Origin of the sequence: Gordonia sp. McavH-238-E, assembly GCF_022348225.1 — a bacterium.
GTDB classification, from domain to species: domain Bacteria; phylum Actinomycetota; class Actinomycetes; order Mycobacteriales; family Mycobacteriaceae; genus Gordonia; species Gordonia terrae.
The window spans coordinates 136,374-160,838 of sequence record NZ_JAKRFE010000002.1 but is presented as its reverse complement, the minus strand read 5'-3'; the positions used below and the strand labels follow the sequence as shown (position 1 = coordinate 160,838).

The window sequence follows — 24,465 nt, the reverse complement described above, 5'->3', positions numbered from 1 at the left end:
CCAGACAATCCCACAGACGACCAGAGAGAGTTCAACGGCTATGACCCAGAGCACGATCCGACGCACCATCGACGACGACGCGATCGTCACCCTCACCATCGACGACCCGGAACAGCGGGTGAACACGATGAACGAGCGTTTCGTCAGCTCGCTCTCGGGCGCACTCGACGAGATCGGTGACGCCCAGGACATCGCCGGCGTCATCATCGCCTCCGGGAAGTCGACGTTTTTCGCCGGTGGCGACCTCAACGACCTCGTGCACGCCGATCGGTCCCACATCGACGACTTCACCGCGTTCGTCGAACGAAACCGGGATCTGCTCCGACGCCTGGAGCGTCTCGGGGTGCCGGTTGTGGCGACGATCAACGGTACGGCGCTGGGTGGTGGACTCGAGCTCACGCTCGCGACCCACCATCGCATCGCGGTGAAGTCCGGCGGCGTTCGTCTGGGGCTTCCGGAAGTGACCCTGGGTCTCCTGCCAGGTGCCGGGGGCGTCGTCCGCAGCGTGCGCCTGCTGGGCGTCCAGAAGGCGCTGGCGTCGCTGCTGCTGACCGGTCGCCAGGTCGATGCGACGGCCGCACTCGAACTGGGCATCGTAGATGAACTCGTCGATTCGCCTGCGGATCTGGCGTCGGCGGCGAAGGCCTGGATCCTGGCCAACCCGGATGCGCGGCAGCCATGGGACATGCCTGGGTACGCGATACCAGGCGGGGCCCCGGGTGACCCGGCGCAGCCGCTGCACGCCTCCTTGCCCCTCCTGACCGCGACACTGCGCGCCGACCTCAAAGGCGCGAATTACCCGGCGCCGAGAAACATCCTGAAGGCCGCTGTCGAGGGCGCCCAGGTCGACTTCGACAACGCCTTGCGGATCGAGACCCGGTACTTCGTCGACCTGGCAGTCGGGCAGATCGCGAAGAACATGATCCAGGCCCGGTTCTTCGACACCCAGACGGTGAACGGACTCCGCGGCCGCGACGCATCACGGACCCCGTGGAAGGCGACTAAGGCGGTGGTCCTGGGTGCCGGGATGATGGGTGCGGGTATCGCTTATCAGTGCGCCGCAGCCGGAATCGACGTCGTCCTCAAAGATGTCAGTGCGGAAGCCGCCGAGCGCGGCAAGGATTACTCGCGAAAGGTTCTCGACAAGAAGGTGGGCTCGGGAGCCCTCTCCGAAGCGCAGCGAGGGGTCATCCTCGACCGGATCACCGCGACCGCCGACGTTGCCGACGCCGCGGGCGCGGACCTGGTGATCGAGGCCGTCTTCGAAGATCCGGATCTCAAGGCCCGAGTTCTGAAAGAGGTCGAACCCGTTCTCGCACCGGGTGCGCTCATCGGGTCGAACACGTCGACCCTGCCGATCACCGGTTTGGCCGGCGCTGTGCAGAATCCCGCAGACTTCATCGGCCTGCACTTCTTCAGCCCCGTGGACAAGATGCCGCTGCTGGAGATCATCAAGGGCGGCTCGACGTCGGCCGAATCGGTCTCCAGGGCACTGGATGTCGCCCGTCAGATTGCCAAGACACCCATCGTGGTCAACGACAGTCGTGGCTTCTTCACCAGCCGGGTGATCGGCACCTTCGTCAACGAAGCGCTCGCCATGCTCGGCGAGGGGGTGCCGGCACCGATGATCGAGCAGGCCACGACCCAGGCGGGTTATCCGGCACCCGCGTTGCAGCTCGCCGATGAACTCAATCTCGAACTCCTGCGGCGAGTTCGGGACGCATCGCGCGATGCGGCCGAGGCGGAGGGGCGCGACTGGGTGGCCCATCCCGCCGAGGCGGTGCTCGACCGGATGCTGACCGAGTTCGACCGGGCAGGCCGGTTGGCCGGCGCCGGCTTCTACGAGTACAGCGAGGGACGCCGAAGCGGGTTGTGGAGTGGCCTCGGTGCGGCTTTCCCCGCCGCAGAGCAGGTACCGACCCTGACCGATCTCAAGGAACGCCTGCTGTTCGTCGAAGCCGTGGAATCCGCGAGGTGTCTGGACGAAGGCGTTCTGGAGTCGGTGGCCGACGCGAACATCGGATCGCTGCTGGGGATCGGGTATCCGGGCTGGACGGGTGGAGTCCTGCAGTTCATCGACGGCTACGAGGGCGGGGTCGCTGGGTTCGTGGCGCGCGCGAACGAGCTTGCCGCGCGCTACGGAACGCGTTTCCTTCCACCGGCGTCACTGACCCGGCTCGCCGCCGACGGCCGGTCACTCGCCGACTCTCGTCGCCAAGCGGAAGCGGTGTCATGACCCGGCACCTCGTGCACACGCGGGACGGTGTCCGGCTCTCGGTCCGGGACGTCGGAGACGGTCCGGGCGTCTTGCTGATCCATGGCTGGAGTCTCAGCGGAGAGGTGTGGGATCGGCAGATACGGGTGCTGGCCGAGAGCGGTCATCGGGTCATCGCCATGGATCTCCGAGGACACGGGCACTCGGATGCGCCGCTGGACGGTTACGACATCGACTCCCTGCAGCATGATGCGCTCGAGGTCATCGAGCAGCGTGGCCTGGGCTCGGCCGCCATCGTGGGCTGGTCGCTGGGCGGGATGGTCGCCCTCCGCCTGGCACGCGAACGGCCCGATCTCGCAGGGGCTCTCGTGTTGGTCGCCACCAACGGCGTTGCGGCGGCGCGGTTCGAGGATTTTCCGTTCGGGGTGCCCCCCGAGGGGCCTCTGGACAATCTCCTCGCCGCCGAGCACGCGGACCGGGTATCCCTGCGACGGCGTGCCGTCGGTGATCCGTTCAAGGGTGGCGCGCCCGACCCGCACATCCTGGACTGGCTGCACCGTATCTCGCTGCAGACGCCGAGTTGGGCCGGCCGCGCCGCACTGCGCACATTGATGTGCACCGAACAGACGCACTTGCTCGAGGGTCTCGCCGTCCCCGTGACCCAGATCATCGGTACCGCGGACCCGGCGCTGTCGGTTCGCGGTGCCCGGTGGGTGCGCGAGCGCCTGAACAGCACGCTCGTCGAGTTCGACGTCGGCCACTACCCGATGCTGGAGTGTCCGGACGACTTCGACGCGGCGCTGCTTCGCGGGGTGAGTGCGGCGCGCTCGCGCGGTGCGTGACCTCGAACCGGGCAGACGTTGTGTCCGGACATGAAGTATGATGCCGCTATGGCTTCGAGTTCTTTCGTGCGGCGGCGCCCCCGTGACTACGACGGGAGTTCCCCTGCTGAACTCGCGGTGTTCCGGGCGACCGAGGAACTGCTCACGTCGACATCTCTCCAGGATCTGACCGTTGCTCAGATCCTGGAGACGGCCGGCCTTTCCCGGGCCAACTTTTACCACTACTTTGCCAACAAGTACGACGTCCTGGTGGCGCTTCTGGGACGAGTGTTCGACGAGTCCTACGCCGCTGATGCGCCGTGGTCCACCGATCCGGGACGTGATCGGGCACGGCGCATGGGCTCGAGTCTCGAGCACACGCTCGACATGTGGTCGCGACATGGGGCGGTCATCTGCGCGGTCATCGAGCACATGCACAGCAAGCCCGCGGTCGCCGCGGCCTGGCAGCGGATGTTCGAGCAGTTCGTCGCGGCCGTCGCCGAGCAGATCACGTTCGAGCGTGCCGAGGGCCGCGCTCCGGACGGCGCTCCCGCGAAGATGCTGGCCGCGATGCTGGTCGGTGGTTCCGAACGGGCCTTCTACGTCAGCACGCGGGGGCTCGACGATCGGCTTCCCGCGGCGGCGAGTGTCACCACGTCGCTGAGTGCCATCAACGAAGCGGCCATCTACGGCGGCCGGACGGTGCCGAAGGGCCGACGCAAGAAGTCGGGCGATGCCGCCGACGCAAAGCGGGAGTTGCTCCCCGCGATCGACAATCCCGCGGTGGAGACGGAGACGGCGCAGAACATCCTCCAGGCCATGCGCGAACTACTGCTCACCGAGACGCTGGCCGAGTTGTCCGTGGCGAAGATCCTGAAGCAGTCGAACACGTCCCGCGCGTCCTTCTACTTCTACTTCCGGAGCAAAGAAGACGCTTTCGTCGTTCTGTTCCGGCAGGCGGCAGCCGACATCGTCGCCGCGCTGACCGCGGTCGCCGACGTCGACCGGCAGGACCCATCGGTCTTGCTCGCGCAGGTCGGACAGTGGCTTCATCTCGACGGACATGCCGGCGCCGTGATCAAGAACGCCGTGCACGAGTGGCCACGCCTGCCGGAACTGCGAGCCGAGTACCTCGCCGCCATGAACGCCATGGAGACGACTCTGGAATCGATCATCGTCGCCGATCGGGCACGAGGTCTGGCACCGGCCGGGCCACCGGCCAGCGAATACACGGCCACGCTGCTGTGGACCATCGAGCGTACGATCGCAGGATCGCTCGCCGGTGAGACGCACCTGGACGACATCGACGCGGTCACCGACATGGTGGCGAGATTCATGTACGCCGCGATCTACGGAAGTCGGTGAGAGGCAGCGGTTTTCAGCCCTTCGAGCCGCTGAAGCGGGTGATCGCGGTTCGGAAGCCGGGGCTGTCGACGAGGGCGGTCTGACCCGCGACCTCGACGTCGAAGGCATCCTCGAGGCGATGGAGCAGTGCGGCATTCAGGCTGCGTTTGGTCGCGGCATAGGCCTCGGTGGGTCCGGCGGCGAGCTTTCCGGCGAGGGACTCCACGTGGTCGGTGAGATCCGCATCGTCGACCACCGCGTCGATCAGCCCCCAGGAGAACGCGGTGTCGGCATCGACCCGTTCGGCCAGCAGGGCCATCCGCGACGCACGACCGAATCCCACGCGCGCCCCGACGAGAAGCGAGGCGCCGCCGTCGAGTGTGAGCCCCACTCGTGAGAACGCGAGTGCGAACGACGCCGACCTCGCTCCGACGACGTGGTCGCCCGCGAGGGCGACGGCGCAACCGACGCCCACCGCAGCCCCGTTCACCGCGGCCACGACCGGCTTTCGCATCTCGCGCAGCCCGCGCACGATCGGGTTGTAGAACTGCGTGAGTTCGCGCTCGGTCCGCGGTGCCAGCCGCACATCCGGGCCGACCCCGTCGAGCGCGAGATCCGCTCCGGCACAGAAGGCCCGGCCTCGACCGGCGAGAAGAACGCACCGCACGGTGTCGTCGGTCGCGGCGGCGGCGACCGCGTCCAGGAGGTCGCTCTGGAGCGCCTCGTCGAAAGCGTTGAGCGCGGCGGGGCGCGACAGCATCAGGCGGCGGACCCCGTCGCCGTCCGCGGTTTCGAGCGTCTCGGTGTGTGCGGTGACGGTCCAGTCGATCATGAGCTCACGATAGGGCAGACGCCCACTCCATACAAGATGTATGGTCGGTGGGACGAGCGCCCCACAAGCCGCCACGAGTGATTGACATCACGTCTGAACACTGTGTACGCTCGCCGCATACTTCAGCCCGGGGGTGAGTCCCCGACGCAGCAGAAAGCGAAGCCACCATGAGTGTTACCGAGATGTCGACGAGCACGGCCGGCACCGAATCCGGGTCGGCGTTGGCCGGCGCGCGATCCGCGTTCGACAGTGGTCGCACGCGACCACTGTCGTGGCGAGTCGCACAGCTCGAGGGATTGCTGCGGTTCATCGATGAGTGCGAGCCGGCGATCGCAGCCGCGATCGAAGCCGATCTCGGACGCGGGTCCATGGCAACCTTCATGGCCGACGTCGCTCCTGTCCGGCACGAGATCCGGCATTCACTCGCCAACGTGGCGCGGTGGATGAAGCCGGACAAGGTGCGGATGAGCGCCGCGACCGCGCCCGGAAAGGCATGGGTCGTGTCCGAGCCGAAGGGGGTCGCGCTCATCCTCGGCGCGTGGAACTTCCCGATCCTCTTGACGCTGCATCCGCTGGTCAGTTGCCTCGCGGCCGGCAACGCCGCCGTGGTGAAACCGTCGGAGCTGGCGGCCGCCACTGCGCGGCTGCTGTCCGAACAGCTCCCGCGCTACCTCGACGCCGAGGCTGTGTGCGTCGTACTGGGGGACGCGGAGGTCAGCGCCGCACTGGCAGCCCAGCCGTTCGACCACACCTTCTTCACCGGGTCGACGTCGATCGGCCGCGCGGTCATGGCCGCGAGCGCCCAGAATCTGACCCCGGTCACACTCGAACTCGGGGGCAAGAGTCCTGTGATCGTCGCTGCCGACGCCGATCTCGACGTCGCGGCCAGACGCATCGCGTGGGCCAAGTCGGTGAACGCGGGCCAGACGTGTACCGCTCCGGACTATGTCCTCGTCGAGGAGTCCGTACGGCCCGCGCTGGTCGAACGGTTGCTCGAGGAGCTACCGCTGCGGGCCGCGCACGACACCACCCGCATCGTGAATCAGCGCCATGTGGACCGCCTGCGACGCGTTCTCCAGACCCATGGCGGCGAACAGTACGGCGGCGAGATCGACGATGCCAAGCGGACGATCAAGCCTGCGCTGGTCACCGACCCCGATCCCGACTCCGAGCTGATGCAGGAGGAGATCTTCGGCCCGGTGTTGCCGCTGATCTCGGTGCCCGACCTCGACGCCGCGATCGACTTCGTCAACTCCCGGCCGAAACCGCTTGCCCTGTATCTGTTCACCGGTTCCCGGGCGGTCGAGGATGTGGTCGTGGAGCGGACGTCATCGGGTTCGGTGACGGTGAATCATCTGCTGTACCAGCTTCTGGTCCCCGAGCTGCCGTTCGGCGGCGTCGGAGCTTCCGGAATGGGGAATTACCACGGGCGGAACGGATTCGACACGTTCAGTCATCGCAAGGCGGTCTTGAGCAAACCTGCTCGCCCGGACCTGGCGGCGACCTACCCGCCATACAGCCGTGCGATGGAGAAGGTGCTGCGGCGGCTGATGGGCTGAGCCGCCCGGGGGATGCCGCCGATGTCGGTTGACCGGACTGCGCCGAGAGCGCGTCCGGCGGCCGGACGTGTCCGAAAGGTCGCCGGCGGCGTCTCTCGGTGTCCGGTTGGCCCGGTTCGGTGGCGATTCCTTCGATCCCGAGCTGCTGACACTTGACAGATTACGTCTCATGACTGCTAGGCTCAGGAGCGGTCAAAGTGTCGGGGGTCACAGTAGTTCAACTAAAGGTTTTAGGCCACAGGCACGTCTGGTGGAAGTGGCCGCAAGCGTGCGCCACCGGGTGGTCAAACGTCCCAGACAGCCAGGGGTGGAACGTCACCCGGAGTACGACCGACGCGGATGGCTCCGCGACAATTCGAGAGGATCACCAATGACCGTCAGTGCTCTGGGAGAGCGCAGTCCAGGAGTGAGGTCGGTTGACGCGCTCCGCAGGGTGGGTGGCGGCGTGATCGACCGGATCACACGCAGTCTGGCGACCATCGGCCGCTCGGCGCGTCTGGCGATGGAGATGATCCGCTTCGCGATCACCGACGCGCTCTCGTTGCGCCTGGCCGGTGCCGAGGTGATCGATCAGATGTGGAAGCTGTTCAAGGTCACCGCGCTCCCGGCGCTTCTCATGGCGGTGCCCATCGGCGCCGAGGTGTCGGTTCAGGTCGGCGGTGTCATGGATCAGGTCGGTGCGAACTCACTCGCCGGCGCCGCGAGCGGCCTGGGCGTGGTCAACCAGGGAGCCCCGATGGCGGCCGGCCTGCTGATGAGCGGCGCCGCGGCGTCGGCCATCGCCTCGGATCTCGGCGCACGATCGATCCGCGAGGAGATCGAGGCGATGCGGGTCATCGGCGTGAATCCGGTTCAGCGGCTCATCGTGCCCCGGTTCCTGGCCATGCTGGCGATCGCGCCGGCGCTCTGCGTCATGATCATCGCTTCGGGAGTCGCAGCCGGACTTGCGATCTCGGCGAACGTCAACGACGTGGTACCGGCCAGCTTCTGGCAGTCCTTCGGCACCTTCGCGACACCGACGGACTTGATGTTCTCGGTCCTCAAGGCGGTCCTGTTCGCGTTCATCGTCGTGGTGATCGCGAGCCTGCGAGGGCTGGAGGCCAAGGGCGGGCCCAAGGGTGTCGCCAACGCGGTCAACGCGTCGGTGGTCCTGAGCGTCCTCTGCATCTTCATGACGAACATGGCGGTCAGCCAGCTGCAGGCCATGTTCTTCCCGGCCCGATTGGCGTGACGACATGACAACACACGCAGCTCCTCGTACCGGCGCACTGGGCCGGCTGGGACGTTCGGTGGGCGAGAGCTTCACCAACGCGTTCGCCACCTTCGGTCAGATCGTCGTGTTCGTGGGCAAGACATTCGTTCTGCTGCCCACGACAATCCGGCATTACCGCAAGCAGACGATGAAGACCATGAACGACATGGCCTGGGGCAGCGGCTCGATCATCGTCGACGGCGGTGTGGTGAGCCTGATGTTCTTCCTCGGGATCGCCGTGGGATCGGTGGTGGCGATCATGGCCTTCATGGCGTTCGACCTCCTCGGTTTCGGCGCGCTGACCGGGATCATCAACTCGTTCGGCAACATCCGTGTCGTCGCGCCGATCATCACCGGGATCGGATTCGCGGCTCAAGCAGGCTGCCGGATGACCGCCGAGATCGGTGCCATGCGGATCTCCGAGGAGATCGACGCCACCGAGACCATGGGTCTTCGCGCGATCCCGTTCGTGGTCGGGACACGCTTGATCGGCGGCATGCTCGTGGTCCTGCCGAGCTACCTCATGGCCCTGGTCGTCAGCTTCCTGACAGGCGGGCTGATCGTGAAGCTGTTCCACGACCAACCCGAGGGGACCTACGATCACTATTTCGCCCAGTTCGTCTCGATACCGGACTTGCTGGCGTCGGTGGCGAAGGCACTCATCTTCTGTGCGGTGATCACCATCATCCACTGCTACTACGGGTATTTCGCGTCCGGCGGGCCGGCCGGTGTCGGTGCCGCATCCGGGCGGGCGATCCGTGCGAGCCTGGTGGCCATCGTTGTCCTCAATTTCCTCATGACCGTGGCCATCTGGGGCCTCAATCCGGTCCTTCCGTTCAGGGGTTGACGTGTCGTCATACAGCAGTCAGGACTTCCTCCGCGGGGATGCCCGCGGCCAGACGCGGACACTGGTCCGCGCCGGCGTCATCGCGGTGGCGGTACTCGCCGTCGTGGTCACGGTCTTCGCCGTGGTCTATCCGCGGGCCACCGCGCCCAAGGGCACCGATCTCCATCTGGTGCTGCCGGCTCTCGGCCCGGGGGTGGACACCGGGAGCCGAATCCTGTTGCGCGGCGCGGAGGTCGGCGAGGTAACCGCCATCGACTCCACCGACCCCGAAGTCGTGCACGTCGACGTGGTGCTCGATCCGCAGGCCGCCGACAGTCTCACCGATTCGTTCGAGGTCGACTACCGGCCGCAGAACTACTTCGGCGTCACCGCGGTCAACCTGATCGCGATGCCGGGTGGGTCGGAACTGTCCGACGGACAGACGCTCCGGCGTTCCGCGGCCCCCGACTTCACCATGTCGACGATGATCGAGCGGAGTTCGATCGTCGTGGACGGCACCCTGACGCGGGACATGATCGAGAGCCTCGACGAGGTGATGCGCTACGCCGACGGACTCTCCCCGTTGATCGAGACCGCGATCATCTTCACCGACAAGGTGGCGCGCACCCAACGCCACCTGCCCAGCACGCTGCTGCGCGAGATGAACGACCTTGCCGAGGCATTCCCGGGATTCAACCGTGAGGCGATGAAGGCTCTCGACGCGATCACCGGCAGCGTCTTCAACAAGATGCCCGACGGTTCGCGAGGAGTGGACGAGGCGTACCACGATCTCATGAACCGATCGCTGGAAGTCGCCTCCGGCGGATTGTTCGGTGCGGCGGGAACGCTGCTGGCTTCCCACTCGGCCGACCTGACGCCCCTGGTCACCTCGTTCAAATATCTGATCGACCCGGTACCGCAGATGATCGGCGGGGGTGCGTCGATGGCGAAGACACGAAAGGCAATCGAGCAGTTGCGCAACAGTTTCACGGGCGACGATGCAAGCAAGACGCTGCAGCTGCGCCTCCTCCTCGACAGCGTGCCGGCCGTCTCGGGTCCGCTGGAACGTATGAAGTCCATCGACGGTCGACGCGCGGGAGGGAACTGAGATGGCATCTCGCAGCACAGTTGTCGCCGGGGCCAAGGTCGCGGTGGTCGCGGCGGTGACCGTCATGTTGTTCGTGCTCGTCGTGAACGCCATGCGGAACCCGGTCGACGCCAGCGTGGTGACCTACCGCGCCGACTTCACCGATGCGTCGGGTCTCCACGACAACGGCGACGTCCGATTCCGTGGGAAGCGGATCGGCAAGATCGTGTCGGTCGACCTCGAACGCAACGACGACGGATCCCCCTATGCGCGGGTCGAGTTCACCATGGACGACAGCCAGAAGCTGACGTCGACGTCGACCCTGGCGATCAAGTACCAGAATCTGACCGGAGTGCGGTATCTCGACCTGCAACCCGGCAAGACGCCCGGGACCATGGTGAGTCACGCGACGACCGCACAGACGGTTCCGTCCTTCGACATCACGTCACTGTTCAACGGACTCCAACCGGTTCTGACGACGATGAACGCCGACGAGGTCAATCAGTTCAGCGAGAACGCCATCGCCCTGCTCCAGGGTGACGGCAGCGGCCTCGGCCCGATGCTGGACAGCACCCAGAAGCTGGCGAGGTTTGCCGAGAATCGGCAGCAGCTCATCTCCACCCTGACGTCGAATCTGGCTCGTATCGCCGACACGATGGGCGGTCGGTCGCCACAGGTCATGGGTTTTCTGGAAGCGGTCGATCTGCCGATCAGCAACGCCATGACGGTTCTGGATGAGTTCGCGGTCACCGCCAGCGCCGGACCCGCACTCTTCGAACCGATCGAGAGGCTTCTGGTGGCGCTCGGTGTGAACGAGGAATTCGATGTCGACGTATTCCTCAAGACCACGTTCTCGTCCATGCAGGAAGCGCTGAAGTCCTTCCAGCTGATGCCCAATGCGCTTGCAGGTCTGCGAGGCATCGACACGCATGCCTCGTTCAGCAAGCAGTGCGCGAAAGGTCGCGCGCACATTCCCTCCGACGTGCGAATCCTGATGACCGGTAGCGAGGTGGTCCTGTGCAATCGATGAACCAGAAGGGGATACGCAGATTCACCTCCCACGACGGCGTGCTCGGCGTGATCGTCCTGGTCGTGGTGGCGGCCCTCCTCGGCACTCTCGCGATCATCTATCTGCGTCCGCCGGGCCAGAAGACGATCACCTTCGAGGTCACCGACGCCTCGGCGATCGAGTCCGGACAGGACGTGCGCGTCGCGGGCATCAGCATCGGCAAGGTGTCCGACGTCGCACTCCAACCCGATCGGGTGAAGGTGACCGCGCGCATCGATGCCGAGACGTTCGTCGGTGACCAGACGAAGATGGAAGTCCGGATGCTCACGCCGGTGGGCGGATACGCGATCACGATGATCCCGCTCGGGCGTGAGGAGCTCAGCGGCCCGATCCCGGCCGGCCGGGTGACCGTTCCCTACTCGATCGGCGATGTGATCCAGGCCGTGCCGAGTACCACCGACACGGTCGACACCCGAGAGGTCAATGCCAACCTCGACCAGGTCGCCGGCGCACTCGATGGGAACGACACCTCGCTGCGCTCCATCGTGAACGGTCTCGAGTCGGTCACCGCTGTGTTCGACAGGCAACGCGGCCAGGTTCACGACATCGCCTCGCTCGCCGCGGAGTACCTGCAGACGTTCAACGGGAACCGTGAGTTCGTCTTCGAGCTGATCCGCAAGATCGACATCGTGGTGAGCACCTACCACGTCAACTCCGCGGGCTTCAACTACGCCTACAAGCTGTTCGCGAACGTCCTCATGAAGTTGGCTCCGTTCATGCGGTTCTACCTCAACCACAGCGAACTGGTCTCCAGTCACGTGAACCAGATGAAAAACACCATCATCCGGCTGCAGCAGCAGCTCGGCCCGGCCATCGACGGGCTGGTCGCCACTCGGAAGAAGCTGGCGCAGTGGATCACTCCCGAAGGGATGCGTCAGGTCGGCGGCGGCACCCTGTGGACCGAGGACGTGTGCATCCCCATTCCCGGAAGGAACTGCTGATGCGAGAGATCGTTGGCTCCTCGAAACGGCGCCTGGCCATCGCGTTGGGGACCGTGGTGGTGTTGCTCGGCGTGATCACCACGATCGGATTGACGTCGGCAGGCGCCACCGGCGTCGACGACGGCGCGCCCGGCGGCGACGGATTCTGCGTCGATGTCACCGACACGATCGGCCTGTATGAGGGAAACCCGGTCACCCAGATGGGTATTCGCGTCGGAGCGATCGACCGGATCGAGAGTCGAGGTGACCACGTACGGGTCACTTTCTCGCTGGACCCTGGGCGCAGCTATCCCGCCGACGTCAAGGCTGTGACCAGATCCAAGTCGCTACTGGCCGACCGCAGTCTGGAGTTGGTGGGCAACTATGCAGGCGGCCCTGCCCTGGCGGAAGGGCGATGCATCGGCGTGGAGAACTCCTTCACCCCGAAGAGCATCTCGGAGGTCGCCGCTTCTGCGGCGGACTTCTTGAAGTCATTGTCCGACAACGGCGGCGACGACCTGGAGACCGCCCTCGACGGTGCGGACCGGGCGTTCGCCGGGACCGGTCCGCAGGCGTCGCGGATGTTCGAGAACGCCGCCCGCGCGGCGCAGAATCCGGACGCGTTCGTCGCCGACATCGGTTCGTCGATCCGCGACATGGCGCCGCTGACCGACGACGCGGTGAAGAACTGGGATCGGATCATGTCGATCATGAACCAGATGCCCTCGGTCACGCAGCTCGGGACGACCCTGTTCTACGACGTCGCGAGGTTCTGCCGGGGAATCGGCTGGACGATCGCGCTGATGTACGACATCCAGCGGAACTACGGGGAGGACATCCTGTGGCCGCTGCTACACGGTCCGGTCGAAGACATCATCGCCTACGGCGCCCAGCGTGCACCCGAACTCGGCCAACTCGTGTCCATGACGCCGTCCGTCGCCGCTGCCATGCGCCAGCAGGAATCGTCCTCCGGTGCGCTCTCGATTCCGTATGTCGCGCCGAAGATCGATGTGGGCGGCGGACAGTCGGCGCCGGTCAATGCACTGTCCATCCTGTTGCAGAAGGCGGGTCTCCAGAAATGATCGGAAGACGAACCGCACTGGGCGTGGCCGCGGTGCTCGTAGCGGTGATCGGACTCACCGGGTGCTCGGCGTTGAGTCCGAACCGGCTGCCGTCGGTGAAGAGCAGTGTCCCGCTCGACTATGAGGTCACACTGCAGTTCGCGAGCGTGCTCAACCTGCCGGACGGCGCCGATGTGATGATGAACGGGCTCCAGGTCGGCCGCGTGAACCACACCGAGACCACCGACGAAGGTGTCGACGTGGTGGTCGGACTGACCGACGATCGCCCGGTCCCCGCGGACTCCTCGGCGATCATCCGGCAGAACACGCCACTCGGCGACACCTACCTGGCGCTCGAGCCGCCGACCGAAGGCGGTGGTGAGTTGCTGCGGGACGGCAGCGTGATCCCGCTTGACCGTACGACGTCTCCGCCGCCCCTCGAGGACACCATCGCCGTTCTCGCCTATTTCATCAACGGCGGCAGCATTCAGAAGGTCCAGGACACGATGGCGACACTGAATCGCACCATGCCGCCGATCAAGAATGTGCGGTCGATCGCGACCACGGTCTCGAAGGATCTCGACGACCTGTCCCGCAACACCGCGCAACTCGACCGCATGCTCAACAGCCTGAACGCGGTGTCGGGGTCGTTCTCCGACAGCCGGCAGCAGATCGAGCACGTGTTCTCCGAGCAGGGCGAGCACTACTGGAAGACCGTGTCGAAATCGTTGGTGGCCCACATCAGCACGCTGCTGCCCTCCGTCGGGTCGGTGTTCACCGGCGGTCTGTTCCTCGTGCCCCTGCTGAACTCGGCGGCTGACGCCGCCGAGGCCGGGCGTGGGATGTGGGACCAGGCTCCTGCGACCGGCGCCGCCATGGCCGAGTTCTTGGAGGACACGCTGATTCCGTTCGCGAAGAGGCCATCGGTGAACATCGCCTCGGTTGCTGCCCCGTCGGTTCAGGCGGCAGGCAAGACGGAGTTGCTCGGCGACACGAAGATGCTGCTGCGGATGTTGGGAGCGATCAAGTGATCACCAAGACACGAGTTTCGGTGGTGGCGATGCTCGCCATCGCCGGGTTGTCCATCGCCTACATCCTGAGCGTCGGACTACACGTGAACTCGCCGTCGGCCAGGCACGCGACCATCACGGTGGCGGACACGAACGGCATCCTCGTCGGTTCCCGAGTTCTGCTCCGCGGCATCGAGATCGGTCACGTGACCGAGATCTCGCAATCCTCACGCGGCGCCGAGATCACCTGGAACTACGACGACACGGAGAACATTCCGGTCGAGAGCAACTTCCGCGTCGACAACCTGTCGGCGCTCGGCGAGGCCTATGTCGCGGTGATGCCCACCACCGCAGGGGGCCCGTACCTGTCCGACAACGCCTACATCGACGGCGAGAACGTCTCCAACGCCGCCACGTTCAAGGATCTGTCCGAACAGGTGACCGAGGTGCTCGGACAGACCGACCCCGACAAGGTCCAGCGTGTGTTCGCCGAACTCGACATGGGGCTGCCCGACGGCATCGAGGTCATCGAGGACCTCAACAAAGCCGGACGGTTGCTGGCTGCGGAGTTCACCGCGCGCGCAGACGAACTCACCACTCTGCTGGTGACCATGCAACCGCTGCTCATGCGGTCGCAGCCGATACCCGGGCTGCTGCGGGCGACGACTCCGCACATAGCCGGTTTCGGAGTGGGATTCGCCGAACTCGAGTCGGGCGTCAAGGACGCCATCGACTGGAGTGGGCCGATGTACACCGGTATCACTCAGGGGGCGACGCCGCTGGTCGCGGCTCTGCAGAAATTCCTCGACGACAGCGGCGCGGACCTCAAGATCATCGGTGAGAACCTGCTGCCGGCCACCCGCTCGGGTGCGGCGTCGCTGCGGACCGTCGATGTCGGCCGGGTTTTGGACAACTTGATCAACGCAACCGATTCCGGGGCTGTGGAGATCCGCATCCCGGCCGGGGGGTGACGGTGACCGACACCCGCACGACGCGGGATTCCGCAGCGAGCGCACCGAGCGCTCCGGCACAGATCGACCAGCAGACACAGACAGGAGACCGGCGATGACGAAGACCATCACCACGGACACCGAGACCGACGCCGACGAGAACTCGGCCTCGGCGGATACCGAAACGGCAACGGCAGCATCGGGCGACTCGGCGGCGGACCGCGCTGAACCCACGAAGCGCGGGCGACTGAGCACCGCCTCGGTGTCGTTGCGATCAATCCTGATCGGCGCCGTCGCTGTGCTCGTCGTCGGAGCGATGGCATTGCTGGGGTGGCAGTGGTCCAGCGCCTCCAGCGAGGTCGACCGGTTGAACGCGGCCGCCGCCGACGATGCTGCGGCCGAGAAGGTGGCGCTCGACTACGCCACCGGTGCCGCCGACATGAGCTTCGAGAACCCCGATGAGTGGCGGACCCTGCTCACCAAGGGCACATCACCGGAGCTCTCCGAACGGCTCCGACGGGCGTCGACCCAGATGGAACAACTGCTCCGGCCGCTGCAGTGGTCGTCGACCGCGCAGCCGATCGCGGCCAAGGTCGAATCGGTCGACGGCAACACCTACCAGGTCGTCGCTTTCGTCAACGTGCAGACGAAGAACGTGCAGGCGCCCTCGGGGATCGAGTCGACGGCAACCTACCGGGTGACCCTCGACAAGAGCCAGAACTGGCTGATCACAGCGATCAGCAGCACGGGATCGAATCTCGATGCCGACAGTCCCGGCAACGGTGCACCGGCCGGCGAACAACCGATTCCCGGCAATCCGCCCGCCGAGCAACCCGCCCCCGCCGATCCGCCCGTTCCGGGCAACTGACGACGACCACGAGAGCTGGAGGACGAGATGGGTGTTGAGGTCAGTGTGGAGAACCTGACGAAGTCGTTTGGTTCGCAGAACATTTGGCGTGATGTCTCGCTGACTCTGCCGGAGGGGGAGGTCTCCGCGCTTCTGGGTCCGTCGGGTACCGGTAAGTCGGTGTTCCTGAAGACCTTGATCGGTCTGCTGCATCCCGAGCAGGGGTCGGTGATCATCGATGGCACCGACATCACGCAGTGTTCGGCCAAGGAACTGTATGAGATCCGCAAGCTGTTCGGTGTGCTGTTCCAGGACGGTGCGTTGTTCGGGTCGATGAGTTTGTTCGACAACATCGCGTTCCCGCTTCGTGAGCACACGAAGAAGAAGGAGAACGAGGTCCGCGACATCGTGATGGAGAAGATCGACCTCGTCGGTCTGACCGGTGCCGAGGACAAACTCCCGGGTGAGATCTCCGGTGGTATGCGCAAGCGTGCCGGTCTGGCGCGGGCGCTGGTGCTGGATCCGCAGATCATTCTGTGTGACGAGCCGGACTCTGGTCTGGATCCGGTGCGTACGGCCTACATCAGCCAGTTGTTGATCGACATCAACGCCCAGATCGATGCGACGATCCTGATCGTGACGCACAACATCAACATCGCGCGGACGATCCCGGACAACATCGGCATGTTGTTCCGCAAGGAGTTGGTGATGTTCGGTCCGCGTGAGCAGTTGCTGACCTCGGAGCAGCCGGTGGTCAAGCAGTTCCTCTCCGGTGACCGGTTCGGTCCGATCGGCATGTCGGAGGAGAAGGACGAGGCCCTCGTCGCCCAGGAGGCGGCGATGGCGGCTGCGGGTATCTCCGGTGGTGGTACCAAGGAGGACTTCACCGAGATCATCCCGCAGGTGCAGCCCAATCCCGGTATGCCCGAGCGCAAGGCGATCGCCCGTCACCGCGAGCGCGTCCATCAGATGCTTCCCGACCTGCCGCAGAACGCCCAGGAGGCGATCCGCCGCAGCCAGGAGCAGGAAGACCAGATCCGCGGCGAGAACCGCGCGCATGCCGCCGACATCGCGGATCGCCGACGCGACGACCGGATCTGGCAGGACGCTCCCACGGAGGTACTCCCGCGCGTCTGACGCGGGGCCAGGCCGCAATCCACGAGGGGCGGATTGCGGCCTATTACCTATCGAGATTAGATTTGAGGGGACGGTCACCGCCGTCTCGTCGAACTGAAGGCAGGCCACCATGACCATCGATCCCCGCACGCCCGTCCTCGTCGGCGGCGGACAGATCACCGCTCACGACGGTGGCGTCGAGCCGGTCGATCTCATCGCGCGCGCGGCACACGATGCGGCTGCCGAAGCCGGGACGTCGCGCCTCCTCGAACTGATCGACTCCATCCGCGTGGTCGGCCTGTTGTCATGGCGCTACCGCGACCCCGGTGCGTTGGTGGCCGAACGGATCGGGGCAGATCCGCGACACACCGGCTACACCGGGAACGGCGGCAGCACGCCGCAGGTGCTGGTCAACGGTGCCGCCGAAGACATTGCCACGGGCCGCGCCGACGTCGTTCTCATCGGGGGTGCAGAAGCCTGGCGCACGCGGATGAAACTCCGCGCACAGGGGGAACGGCCCGACTGGACCCGACAGGACGAAACTGTGCCGTCCGCGCCGATCATCGTCCCGGACGTTCCGATGGAGGCGGAGAGCGAGCGGCGGATCGGACTCGACAGACCGTCCTTCGTCTACCCGTTGTTCGAGCAGGCTCTCCGCGTCGGAGCGGGTCGGAGTATCGCCGACCACGAGAAGTTGCTCGGGGAACTGTGGTCGTCGTTCAGCGAGGTTGCCGCGGATAATCCCTACGCCTGGACCAGGCGTACGTATGCCCCGGGGGAGATCACGACTCCGACCGATGGCAATCGCCTCATCTCGTCTCCTTACCCGAAGCTGCTGAACTCGAACAACATGGTCGACCAGGGTGCGGCACTGGTGATGTGCTCGGTCGAGACCGCACGACGCCTGGGAATCCCCACCTCGTCGTGGGTGTTCCCACACAGCGGAACCGAATCCAAGGACACCGACGCCGTCGCGGCGCGTCCCGCCCTGAACGGTTCGGCACCGATCCGGATCGGCGCCGCCCGTGCGCTCGAACTCGCGGGGATCGCGACCGACGACGTCGCTCACCTCGACATCTACTCCTGCTTTCCCTCGGCCGTGCAGGTGGCGGCGCGCGAGATCGGCGTTCCCGCAGACGATCCGGAACGTCCGCTGACCTGCACCGGCGGGCTCACCTTCGCGGGCGGTCCGTGGAACAACTACAGCACGCATGCGATCGCCACGGTGGCCACCCGGTTGCGCGGGTCGCCCGGCACCTTCGGCCTGGTGACCGCGAACAGTGGGTACCTGACGAAGCACGCCTTCGGCGTGTACTCGACCGAGCCGCCCGCGGCGGGCTTTCGCCGGGACGATGTCACCGAAACGGTGCACCGGGCATGGACGGGTGCCGAGCCGACGGTCGAGGTGGTCGAATCCCACGAGGGTGTCGCCGAACTCGAGACCTGGACGGTGGCCTACGACCGCACGGGAGTCCCTGAGCGGGCATTCGTCGCCGGTCGCGTTCACGGCGGCGGCCGCACCCTGGCGGTGATCACCGACAGCAGCGACCTGGACGAACTCGCGACCACCGAGGCTCAGGGGCGACGGGTGCGTGTGGCCACCGACGGCTCCGCACATCTCGATTGACGCCTTATAACTAAAGCCGTAAGGTTTACGCAACGACGTCGGGCACGGCCCGGTGGTGAGGAGGAGCAACGATGAGCGAACTGGATGACTTCCGGGTGCGCTACGAGCATCATGTCGGGCACGTGGTTGCGGGAGACATGAAGGCCGCGGTGGCCGAGATGATCCAGGAGAACATCCCGGCGGTCTTCGACGGCGTCGACGTCCCGCGCGGCGCGGTGGACGCGCACCGGATCGTCGGCGTCCGGGCCGACGGTGATCGGATGGTCGGAGAGACCGTCTACACGACCGAGGGTCGCGAGATCGGGCTACGTTCCATCTGGGAGCGCCGGGACGGCGAGTGGCTCGCCGGGGCCCTGGAGAACTTCGCGCCCGAGTCGGTGCGATGACGACTGCCGACATCCCCTGGGGGCCCGCCGCCGACGGGCTGGACCAGCCGTACTGGGATGGGCTGGCCGAGAGGGAGCTGCGCCTCCAGCGCTGCCGCAGTTGCTCGACCTGGACCTGGAGCCCCCAGTCGGTGTGCGGGAACTGCCACTCGCTCGATCTCGGCTGGGAGACAGTCGAACCCGTCGGCACGATCTACAGCTGGAGCCGCAGCTGGTATCCGTACATCGAAGAACTGGCCGACCGGCTCCCTTATGTCAGCGTGCTCGTGGAACTGGAGAATGCAGGTGGCCGGCGGGTGCTGGGCATCCTGACCGACGATCCCGAAAGCACCCCGAAGATCGGCGATCGCGTCGTCGGCGTCTTCGAGGAGCGCGACGGTGAACCGTGGCCGCTTCTCCGTTGGCAGCGGGCCGAAACGAACGACGGAGAACGCAGATGAGCAACGGGATTCGTGGTGGCGCTGCCGTGGTCGGCGTCTCCGAGATGCATTACAAGCGCGGGCAGTCACCGCTCACCGAGCAGCAGATGACGATCCGGGCAATCCTCGACGCGTGCTCCGACGCTGGGGTGTCGCCTCGTGAGGTCGACGGATTCGTCTCCTACGCAGGCGGTTCCAACGACGGGCCGATCCTCGGGGCCGCACTGATGATCGACGAACTGCGCTGGTCGAACATGATGTGGGGCGGCGGTGGCGGGAGCGTGGCGGCCGCGATCACCAATGCGGCCGTCGCCATCACGTCGGGTCAGGCGCAATGCGTCGTCGTGTACCGCGCGATGTCCCAGGCCGACACCGGTCGCCTGGGGTATGCCAAGTACCACTACGGATCTCACTTCCTCGCGCATGGCGTGGGTTCGCCAGCCCAGATCTGTGCCATGCGAACTCAGCGCATGCTCGAACACGACGGCGTGCCCCGCTCGGCGATGCGTTCACTGGTGTTGGCGGCTTACCAGCACGCGCAGCAGAATCCGACGGCGCAGGGCCACGGCAAGCCGCTGGACGAGGAGACCTACGAGTCCTCGCGGATGATCGCCGAGCCCTTCCATCTCTACGACTGCTCACGGGAGAGCGACGGCGCGGTCGCGCTGGTGCTCGTCGGTTCCGACCGCGCGCGCGATCTCCGTCGGGACCCGGCGTTCGTGCTCGCCGGCGCACAGGGAGCGCCGGGTGGGTTCTGCGAGCGGGTCGACAACGACGCACAGTATTCGACGGCCGGGTTCGGTCCGGCGAACAACGGAAAACCCGGTGTAGCCGAGCGTCTCTGGGCGTCGGCCGGCTTGGGACCGGACGACGTCGATGTGGTCCAGGTATACGAGAACTTCAGCGGTCCGGCGGTTGCCGCGCTGATCGATCACCGGTTGTGCCCGCCCGGCGAGGCGGCGGGCACCGTGATGACCGTCGACAATCTGACCGCACCCCACGGGAAGCTGCCGGTGAACACCAGCGGCGGCAATCTGGCGGATTCGTTCATCAACGGACTGAATCTGGCCGTGGAAGCGGTCCGTCAGGTTCGCGGCACGTCGACCAATCAGGTTGCCGACGTGCGGACGTCGCTGTTCATCGGCGGCCCGATGGCGCCGCTCGTCAGTTCGGTGCTGTTCGGCCACGCCGAGACCGTCTAGCCACGACCACCAGGACCCCGACACCACAAGGGCAGGGAGAAGACATGTTCGAGCGAAACGATCTGTTCATCGGTGGACAGTGGACACCAGCGGAGTCGGGCACCGGGTACGACGTCATCGAGGCGGCCACCGAGAAGCCGCTGGGCAGAAGCGCACTGGGCGGCCCGGCCGACATCGATCGTGCGGTCGCCGCCGCGCGGTCGGCGTTGGCGGGACCCTGGCGGTCGACGGGGCCGCGCGAGCGGGCCGATGTCCTCGACCGGTTGGCCGCCGCACTGACCGCACGTGCCCGTGACACCGCCCAGCTGGTCAGTCGCGAGAACGGTATGCCGATCGCATTGTCGAAGTCGGTCAACGGATACGGCCCGGCGGCGATGCTGTCGTACTACGCGAACCTGATCCGCGCCTCCGACACCGAGGACGTGCGTCCGAGCGCGTTCGGTGGACGCACCGTCGTCCGTCGTGAGCCGGTCGGTGTCGTCGCGGCGATCACGCCGTGGAACTACCCTCAGCCGCTGGCCGCGATGAAGATCGCGCCGGCGCTCGCCGCGGGATGCACGATCGTGCTCAAGCCCGCACCGGAGACGGCACTGGATGCGTTCGTGTTCGCCGACGCCGCGCAGGAGGCCGGACTTCCCGAGGGCGTCCTGAACATCGTTCCTGCCGAACGTGAGGCAGGCGCCTACCTGGTCCGGCACCCCGGGGTCGACAAGGTCGCATTCACGGGATCGACCGCCGCGGGCCGAGCCATCGGTGAGGTCTGCGGTGCTCTCCTCCGTCCGGTGACCCTCGAACTCGGCGGCAAATCCGCGGCGATCGTGGCGCATGACGCCGATCTGGACGAGTTCGCGCGGCACTTGCTCGACGTCTCGCTGGTGAACAACGGCCAGACCTGCCACGCCAGCACCCGAATCCTCGCCCCGCGAGCTCGATTCGACGACGTCGTGGAAGCGGTCACCGAGACCGTCCGGGCACTACGGGTCGGCGATCCGCTGGACAAGGCGACCGCGATCGGGCCGCTCGTCAGCGCCGCGCAACGCGACCGGGTGCTCGGGTATGTCGAAGCCGGCCGGGCCGCGGGACATCGGATCACGACCGGCGGCGGCGTCCCGGCCGATCAGGCGCAGGGTTGGTTCGTCGAACCGACCGTGTTCGCCGGCGTGGAGAACTCTGCGTCGATCGCCCAGGAGGAGATCTTCGGCCCCGTCCTCACCATCACCGAGTACCTCGATGAGGACGACGCGATCCGCATCGCCAACGACTCCGAGTACGGGCTCGGCGGCACGGTGTGGACGACCGACGAGGCCCGGGGCCTCGCCATCGCCGACCGAATCCATACCGGCACAGTGGGTGTCAACCACTACGCACTCGATCTCGCAGCACCGTTCGGAGGGGTCAAGGCGTCGGGTCTCGGACGAGAACTCGGCCCCGAGGGCATGGCGCCGTACGTCTCCGCCAAGTCGGTCTATTTCGCCACTCGGTGACCGTCGTCTCCGATGCGACCACAGATGATCACCAGCAGAGAATCCCGACAGGAGTGACATGAGCGATCTGCCACTGTCCGGCGTCCGTGTCGTCGACGCAACCGACGGACTCGGCGAGTCGTGCGGCCGGTTCCTCGCGGACCTGGGTGCCGAGGTGGTGCGCGTCGAGCGTCCGGGCGGATCGCGGTCGCGACGCTCCGAGCCGATCGAGGCCGGCCTGAGCATTCCGTTCGCCCTCAACAACGCGAACAAGAATGTCGTCGTCCTCGACCTCGACACCGACTCCGGACGGCACCGATTCGGTGAGCTGGTCGCCGGGGCCGACATCGTCGTCGAGTCGTCCACCGGCAGCGCGGGTCTCGACCCGGCCGATCTCGCCGCCGCGCACCCGGCACTCGTCGTCCTCACCGTGAGCGGATTCGGTCGAACCGGCCCGTACCGGAACTGGACTGCCACCGAGTCGGTGATCTATGCGATGAGTGGTGTGCTGTCGCGCTCCGGCGAGCCCGGCCGCGAGCCGCTGCTCCCGCCGCCCGGACTCGTCGAACAGTCGGTCGGGGTGCATGCCGCGTGGTCGGCGCTCCTCGCCTACTTCGACCGGATCCGCACCGGAGCCGGGCAACTGGTCGAGATCTCGGCGTTCGAGTCGGTGGTCCACGGCTTCGACCCCGGCTTCGGCGTCCAGGGGTCCGCGGCGGCGGGTCGGCGCGACGACTTCCCGCGTGGGCGCCCCGATGCCGCGAACTTCTACCCCGTCCTTCGATGCGCGGACGGGCAGGTGCGGATCTGCCTGCTGGCCAAGCGTCAGTGGCGTGCGATGTTCGCGTGGCTCGGCGAACCCGACGAGTTCGCCGATCCGGCCTTCGACACCATCCCGGCCCGGTTCGCCGCGGCAGACCGGCTGCATCCGTTGATCGAGCAGCTGTTCGCCGATCGGACCCGCGACGAACTGGTCGCCGAAGGGGCGGCCCGGGGCATCCCGATCGGCGGCGTCCTTCGCATCGGTGAGGTCCTCGACAACGACCATTTCGACGCGGCGGGGACCCTCGTCGACGCCGAGATCGGCCCGGGTGTCCGTGCGCGGATTCCCTCCGGATACGCGCGGATCGGCGGGCAGCGAGCCGGATTCCGTCATCGTGTTCCCGGCGTCGACGCCACGCAGGTGCCTGCCTGGTCACCGCGTACGGAGCCGCGGCAGACGTCGACGGATTGCGAGCCGCCCGGTAGCCACCCGTTCGCCGGCCTCCGCGTTCTCGATCTCGGCGTCGTCGTCTTCGGGGCCGAGCTCGGCAGGCAGTTCGCCGACCACGGCGCGGACGTCATCAAGGTCGAGAATCGCGAATTCCCCGACGGTCTGCGACAGTCGAAGCGCCCGAACACCCTGTCGCCGTCGGTCGCCTGGGGCCACCGGAACCGCCGATCGCTGGGACTGAACCTGCGGACCGATGGGGGCAAGGACCTCTTCCTCCGGCTCGCGTCAGAGGCCGACGTGGTCCTCGCCAATTTCAAGCCCGGCACCCTCAGTGCGATGGGCATCGGGTATGACGAACTCCGCGAGGTGAATCCGCGGATCATCGTCGCCGAGGGAAGCGCTTTCGGCAGCGTCGGTCCATGGAACACCAGGCTCGGGTATGGCCCGCTGGTCCGCGCGGCGTGCGGGGTGTCGTCGCTCTGGCGTTACTCCGACGACGATCCCGGTCTGTGTGACGGGTCCACCGTCTATCCCGACCACATCGGCGCGCAGGTCAGCGCTGTGACCGTTCTCGCGGCGCTGATCGCCCGGGGATCGCACGGGCGCGGCACCGACATCGAGATCGCCCAGGCCGATGCCGCGCTGGTCGCCCTCGGTGGTCAGCTGGCACGCGAATCGCTGTCGCCCGGATCCGTACGGGCCGAGGGCAACACCGATTCCTTCGCGGCGCCGTCGGGCGTGTACCCCTGTGCGGGCGATGACGAGTGGGTGGCGGTGTCGGTCCGCGACGACCACGAGTGGCGAGGCCTGGCCGCCGTCATCGGACGCGACGACCTCGCCGACGATCCCCGATTCGGGCGGCGCGCCGACCGCATCGAGAACCGCGCCGAGGCGGACAAGGTGCTCGCCGCATGGCTCGCCGAACGTACGCCGACCGAGGCGATGACACTCCTCCAGGAAGCGGGCGTACCCGCCGGCGCAATGCTCCGCCTCCCCGAACTGCTCACCGACCCACACCTTCTCGATCGCGATGCGTACACCCAGTTGGAGCACCCGATGTTGCCGGCGTCGCTGCCGACCGCGGTGCGGGTCGCCCGTTTCGGATCGATACCCGACGCGCCGTTGCGTCCGGCCCCGCTGCCCGGTGCCGACACCCACGAGATCGCGGTCGGGGTCCTGGGACTCACCGATGACGAGTACAGCCGACTCGTCGACGACGGGGTCCTCCAGCCCGCTTGACAGGAGT

The 24,465-nt window shown here is 66.6% G+C and carries 21 protein-coding genes; 20 read left to right on the top strand and 1 reads right to left on the bottom strand.

Going from position 1 to position 24,465, the window contains the following annotated elements; genetic code table 11:
- Positions 1 to 40: 40 nt before the first annotated feature.
- From MHN80_RS03130 to MHN80_RS03120, 3 genes are read left to right on the top strand one after another with little or no spacing between them, the layout of a single operon-like run.
- Positions 41 to 2,236 (top strand): 3-hydroxyacyl-CoA dehydrogenase NAD-binding domain-containing protein, encoded by a 2,196-nt coding sequence (locus tag MHN80_RS03130; protein ID WP_239399477.1) that lies wholly within the window; start codon positions 41 to 43, stop codon positions 2,234 to 2,236.
- On the top strand, positions 2,233 to 3,057 hold the full coding sequence (locus MHN80_RS03125) for an alpha/beta fold hydrolase (protein ID WP_239399475.1): 825 nt from the start codon (positions 2,233 to 2,235) through the stop codon (positions 3,055 to 3,057). The genes MHN80_RS03130 and MHN80_RS03125 overlap by 4 nt, the downstream gene beginning before the upstream one ends.
- Positions 3,058 to 3,105: 48 nt before the next feature.
- Positions 3,106 to 4,401 carry a TetR/AcrR family transcriptional regulator gene (locus MHN80_RS03120; protein ID WP_004019432.1) on the top strand — a complete coding sequence of 432 codons (1,296 nt, stop codon included), beginning with the start codon at positions 3,106 to 3,108 and terminating at the stop codon, positions 4,399 to 4,401.
- 13 nt (positions 4,402 to 4,414) lie between these two features.
- Here the strand turns inward: MHN80_RS03120 and MHN80_RS03115 are convergent, their stop codons facing one another.
- The gene (locus tag MHN80_RS03115; protein ID WP_004019431.1) at positions 4,415 to 5,212 is read right to left on the bottom strand and encodes an enoyl-CoA hydratase-related protein; all 798 of its coding nucleotides are present in this window, start codon (positions 5,210 to 5,212) and stop codon (positions 4,415 to 4,417) included.
- A gap of 167 nt (positions 5,213 to 5,379) precedes the next feature.
- Between MHN80_RS03115 and MHN80_RS03110 the strand changes: the two genes are divergently transcribed.
- The 17 genes from MHN80_RS03110 (at position 5,380) to MHN80_RS03030 (ending at position 24,458) form a co-directional block, all read left to right on the top strand.
- Positions 5,380 to 6,771 (top strand): aldehyde dehydrogenase family protein, encoded by a 1,392-nt coding sequence (locus tag MHN80_RS03110; protein ID WP_239399473.1) that lies wholly within the window; start codon positions 5,380 to 5,382, stop codon positions 6,769 to 6,771.
- 370 nt (positions 6,772 to 7,141) lie between these two features.
- Positions 7,142 to 8,002, top strand: a complete 861-nt coding sequence (locus MHN80_RS03105; protein ID WP_004019429.1) for an ABC transporter permease — start codon at positions 7,142 to 7,144, stop codon at positions 8,000 to 8,002.
- A 4-nt stretch (positions 8,003 to 8,006) separates the two neighbouring features.
- A complete protein-coding gene (locus tag MHN80_RS03100) occupies positions 8,007 to 8,870 on the top strand; it encodes an ABC transporter permease (RefSeq protein ID WP_004019428.1) in 864 nt (287 codons plus the stop codon).
- A 1-nt stretch (position 8,871) separates the two neighbouring features.
- Positions 8,872 to 9,957: an MlaD family protein gene (locus MHN80_RS03095; protein ID WP_004019427.1), complete on the top strand. Its 1,086-nt coding sequence runs from the start codon at positions 8,872 to 8,874 to the stop codon at positions 9,955 to 9,957.
- Between the two features lies 1 nt (position 9,958).
- Positions 9,959 to 10,966, top strand: a complete 1,008-nt coding sequence (locus MHN80_RS03090; RefSeq protein ID WP_004019426.1) for an MlaD family protein — start codon at positions 9,959 to 9,961, stop codon at positions 10,964 to 10,966.
- Positions 10,963 to 11,946, top strand: coding sequence for an MlaD family protein (locus MHN80_RS03085; protein ID WP_239399772.1), 984 nt, complete (start codon positions 10,963 to 10,965; stop codon positions 11,944 to 11,946). Before MHN80_RS03090 ends, MHN80_RS03085 begins: the two co-directional genes overlap by 4 nt.
- Positions 11,946 to 13,007 carry an MlaD family protein gene (locus tag MHN80_RS03080; protein ID WP_239399471.1) on the top strand — a complete coding sequence of 354 codons (1,062 nt, stop codon included), beginning with the start codon at positions 11,946 to 11,948 and terminating at the stop codon, positions 13,005 to 13,007. The genes MHN80_RS03085 and MHN80_RS03080 overlap by 1 nt, the downstream gene beginning before the upstream one ends.
- A complete protein-coding gene (locus MHN80_RS03075; protein WP_239399469.1) occupies positions 13,004 to 14,017 on the top strand; it encodes an MlaD family protein in 1,014 nt (337 codons plus the stop codon). The genes MHN80_RS03080 and MHN80_RS03075 overlap by 4 nt, the downstream gene beginning before the upstream one ends.
- Complete coding sequence (locus tag MHN80_RS03070; protein ID WP_239399467.1) at positions 14,014 to 14,967, top strand: MlaD family protein; 954 nt, start codon at positions 14,014 to 14,016, stop codon at positions 14,965 to 14,967. Before MHN80_RS03075 ends, MHN80_RS03070 begins: the two co-directional genes overlap by 4 nt.
- Positions 14,968 to 15,061: 94 nt before the next feature.
- On the top strand, positions 15,062 to 15,814 hold the full coding sequence (locus tag MHN80_RS03065) for a hypothetical protein (protein WP_004019421.1): 753 nt from the start codon (positions 15,062 to 15,064) through the stop codon (positions 15,812 to 15,814).
- Positions 15,815 to 15,841: 27 nt separating this feature from the next.
- The gene (locus MHN80_RS03060) at positions 15,842 to 16,930 is read left to right on the top strand and encodes an ABC transporter ATP-binding protein (RefSeq protein ID WP_068884409.1); all 1,089 of its coding nucleotides are present in this window, start codon (positions 15,842 to 15,844) and stop codon (positions 16,928 to 16,930) included.
- A 109-nt stretch (positions 16,931 to 17,039) separates the two neighbouring features.
- Positions 17,040 to 18,536 carry an acetyl-CoA acetyltransferase gene (locus MHN80_RS03055; protein WP_239399465.1) on the top strand — a complete coding sequence of 499 codons (1,497 nt, stop codon included), beginning with the start codon at positions 17,040 to 17,042 and terminating at the stop codon, positions 18,534 to 18,536.
- Between the two features lie 71 nt (positions 18,537 to 18,607).
- Positions 18,608 to 18,922, top strand: a complete 315-nt coding sequence (locus MHN80_RS03050) for a hypothetical protein (RefSeq protein WP_239399463.1) — start codon at positions 18,608 to 18,610, stop codon at positions 18,920 to 18,922.
- The gene (locus tag MHN80_RS03045; protein WP_239399461.1) at positions 18,919 to 19,362 is read left to right on the top strand and encodes a Zn-ribbon domain-containing OB-fold protein; all 444 of its coding nucleotides are present in this window, start codon (positions 18,919 to 18,921) and stop codon (positions 19,360 to 19,362) included. Before MHN80_RS03050 ends, MHN80_RS03045 begins: the two co-directional genes overlap by 4 nt.
- Positions 19,359 to 20,543, top strand: a complete 1,185-nt coding sequence (locus MHN80_RS03040; RefSeq protein ID WP_064570028.1) for a hypothetical protein — start codon at positions 19,359 to 19,361, stop codon at positions 20,541 to 20,543. Before MHN80_RS03045 ends, MHN80_RS03040 begins: the two co-directional genes overlap by 4 nt.
- 44 nt (positions 20,544 to 20,587) lie before the next feature.
- Positions 20,588 to 22,027 carry an aldehyde dehydrogenase gene (locus tag MHN80_RS03035; protein ID WP_239399459.1) on the top strand — a complete coding sequence of 480 codons (1,440 nt, stop codon included), beginning with the start codon at positions 20,588 to 20,590 and terminating at the stop codon, positions 22,025 to 22,027.
- Positions 22,028 to 22,085: 58 nt separating this feature from the next.
- The gene (locus MHN80_RS03030) at positions 22,086 to 24,458 is read left to right on the top strand and encodes a CaiB/BaiF CoA-transferase family protein (RefSeq protein ID WP_239399457.1); all 2,373 of its coding nucleotides are present in this window, start codon (positions 22,086 to 22,088) and stop codon (positions 24,456 to 24,458) included.
- Positions 24,459 to 24,465 lie beyond the last annotated feature (7 nt).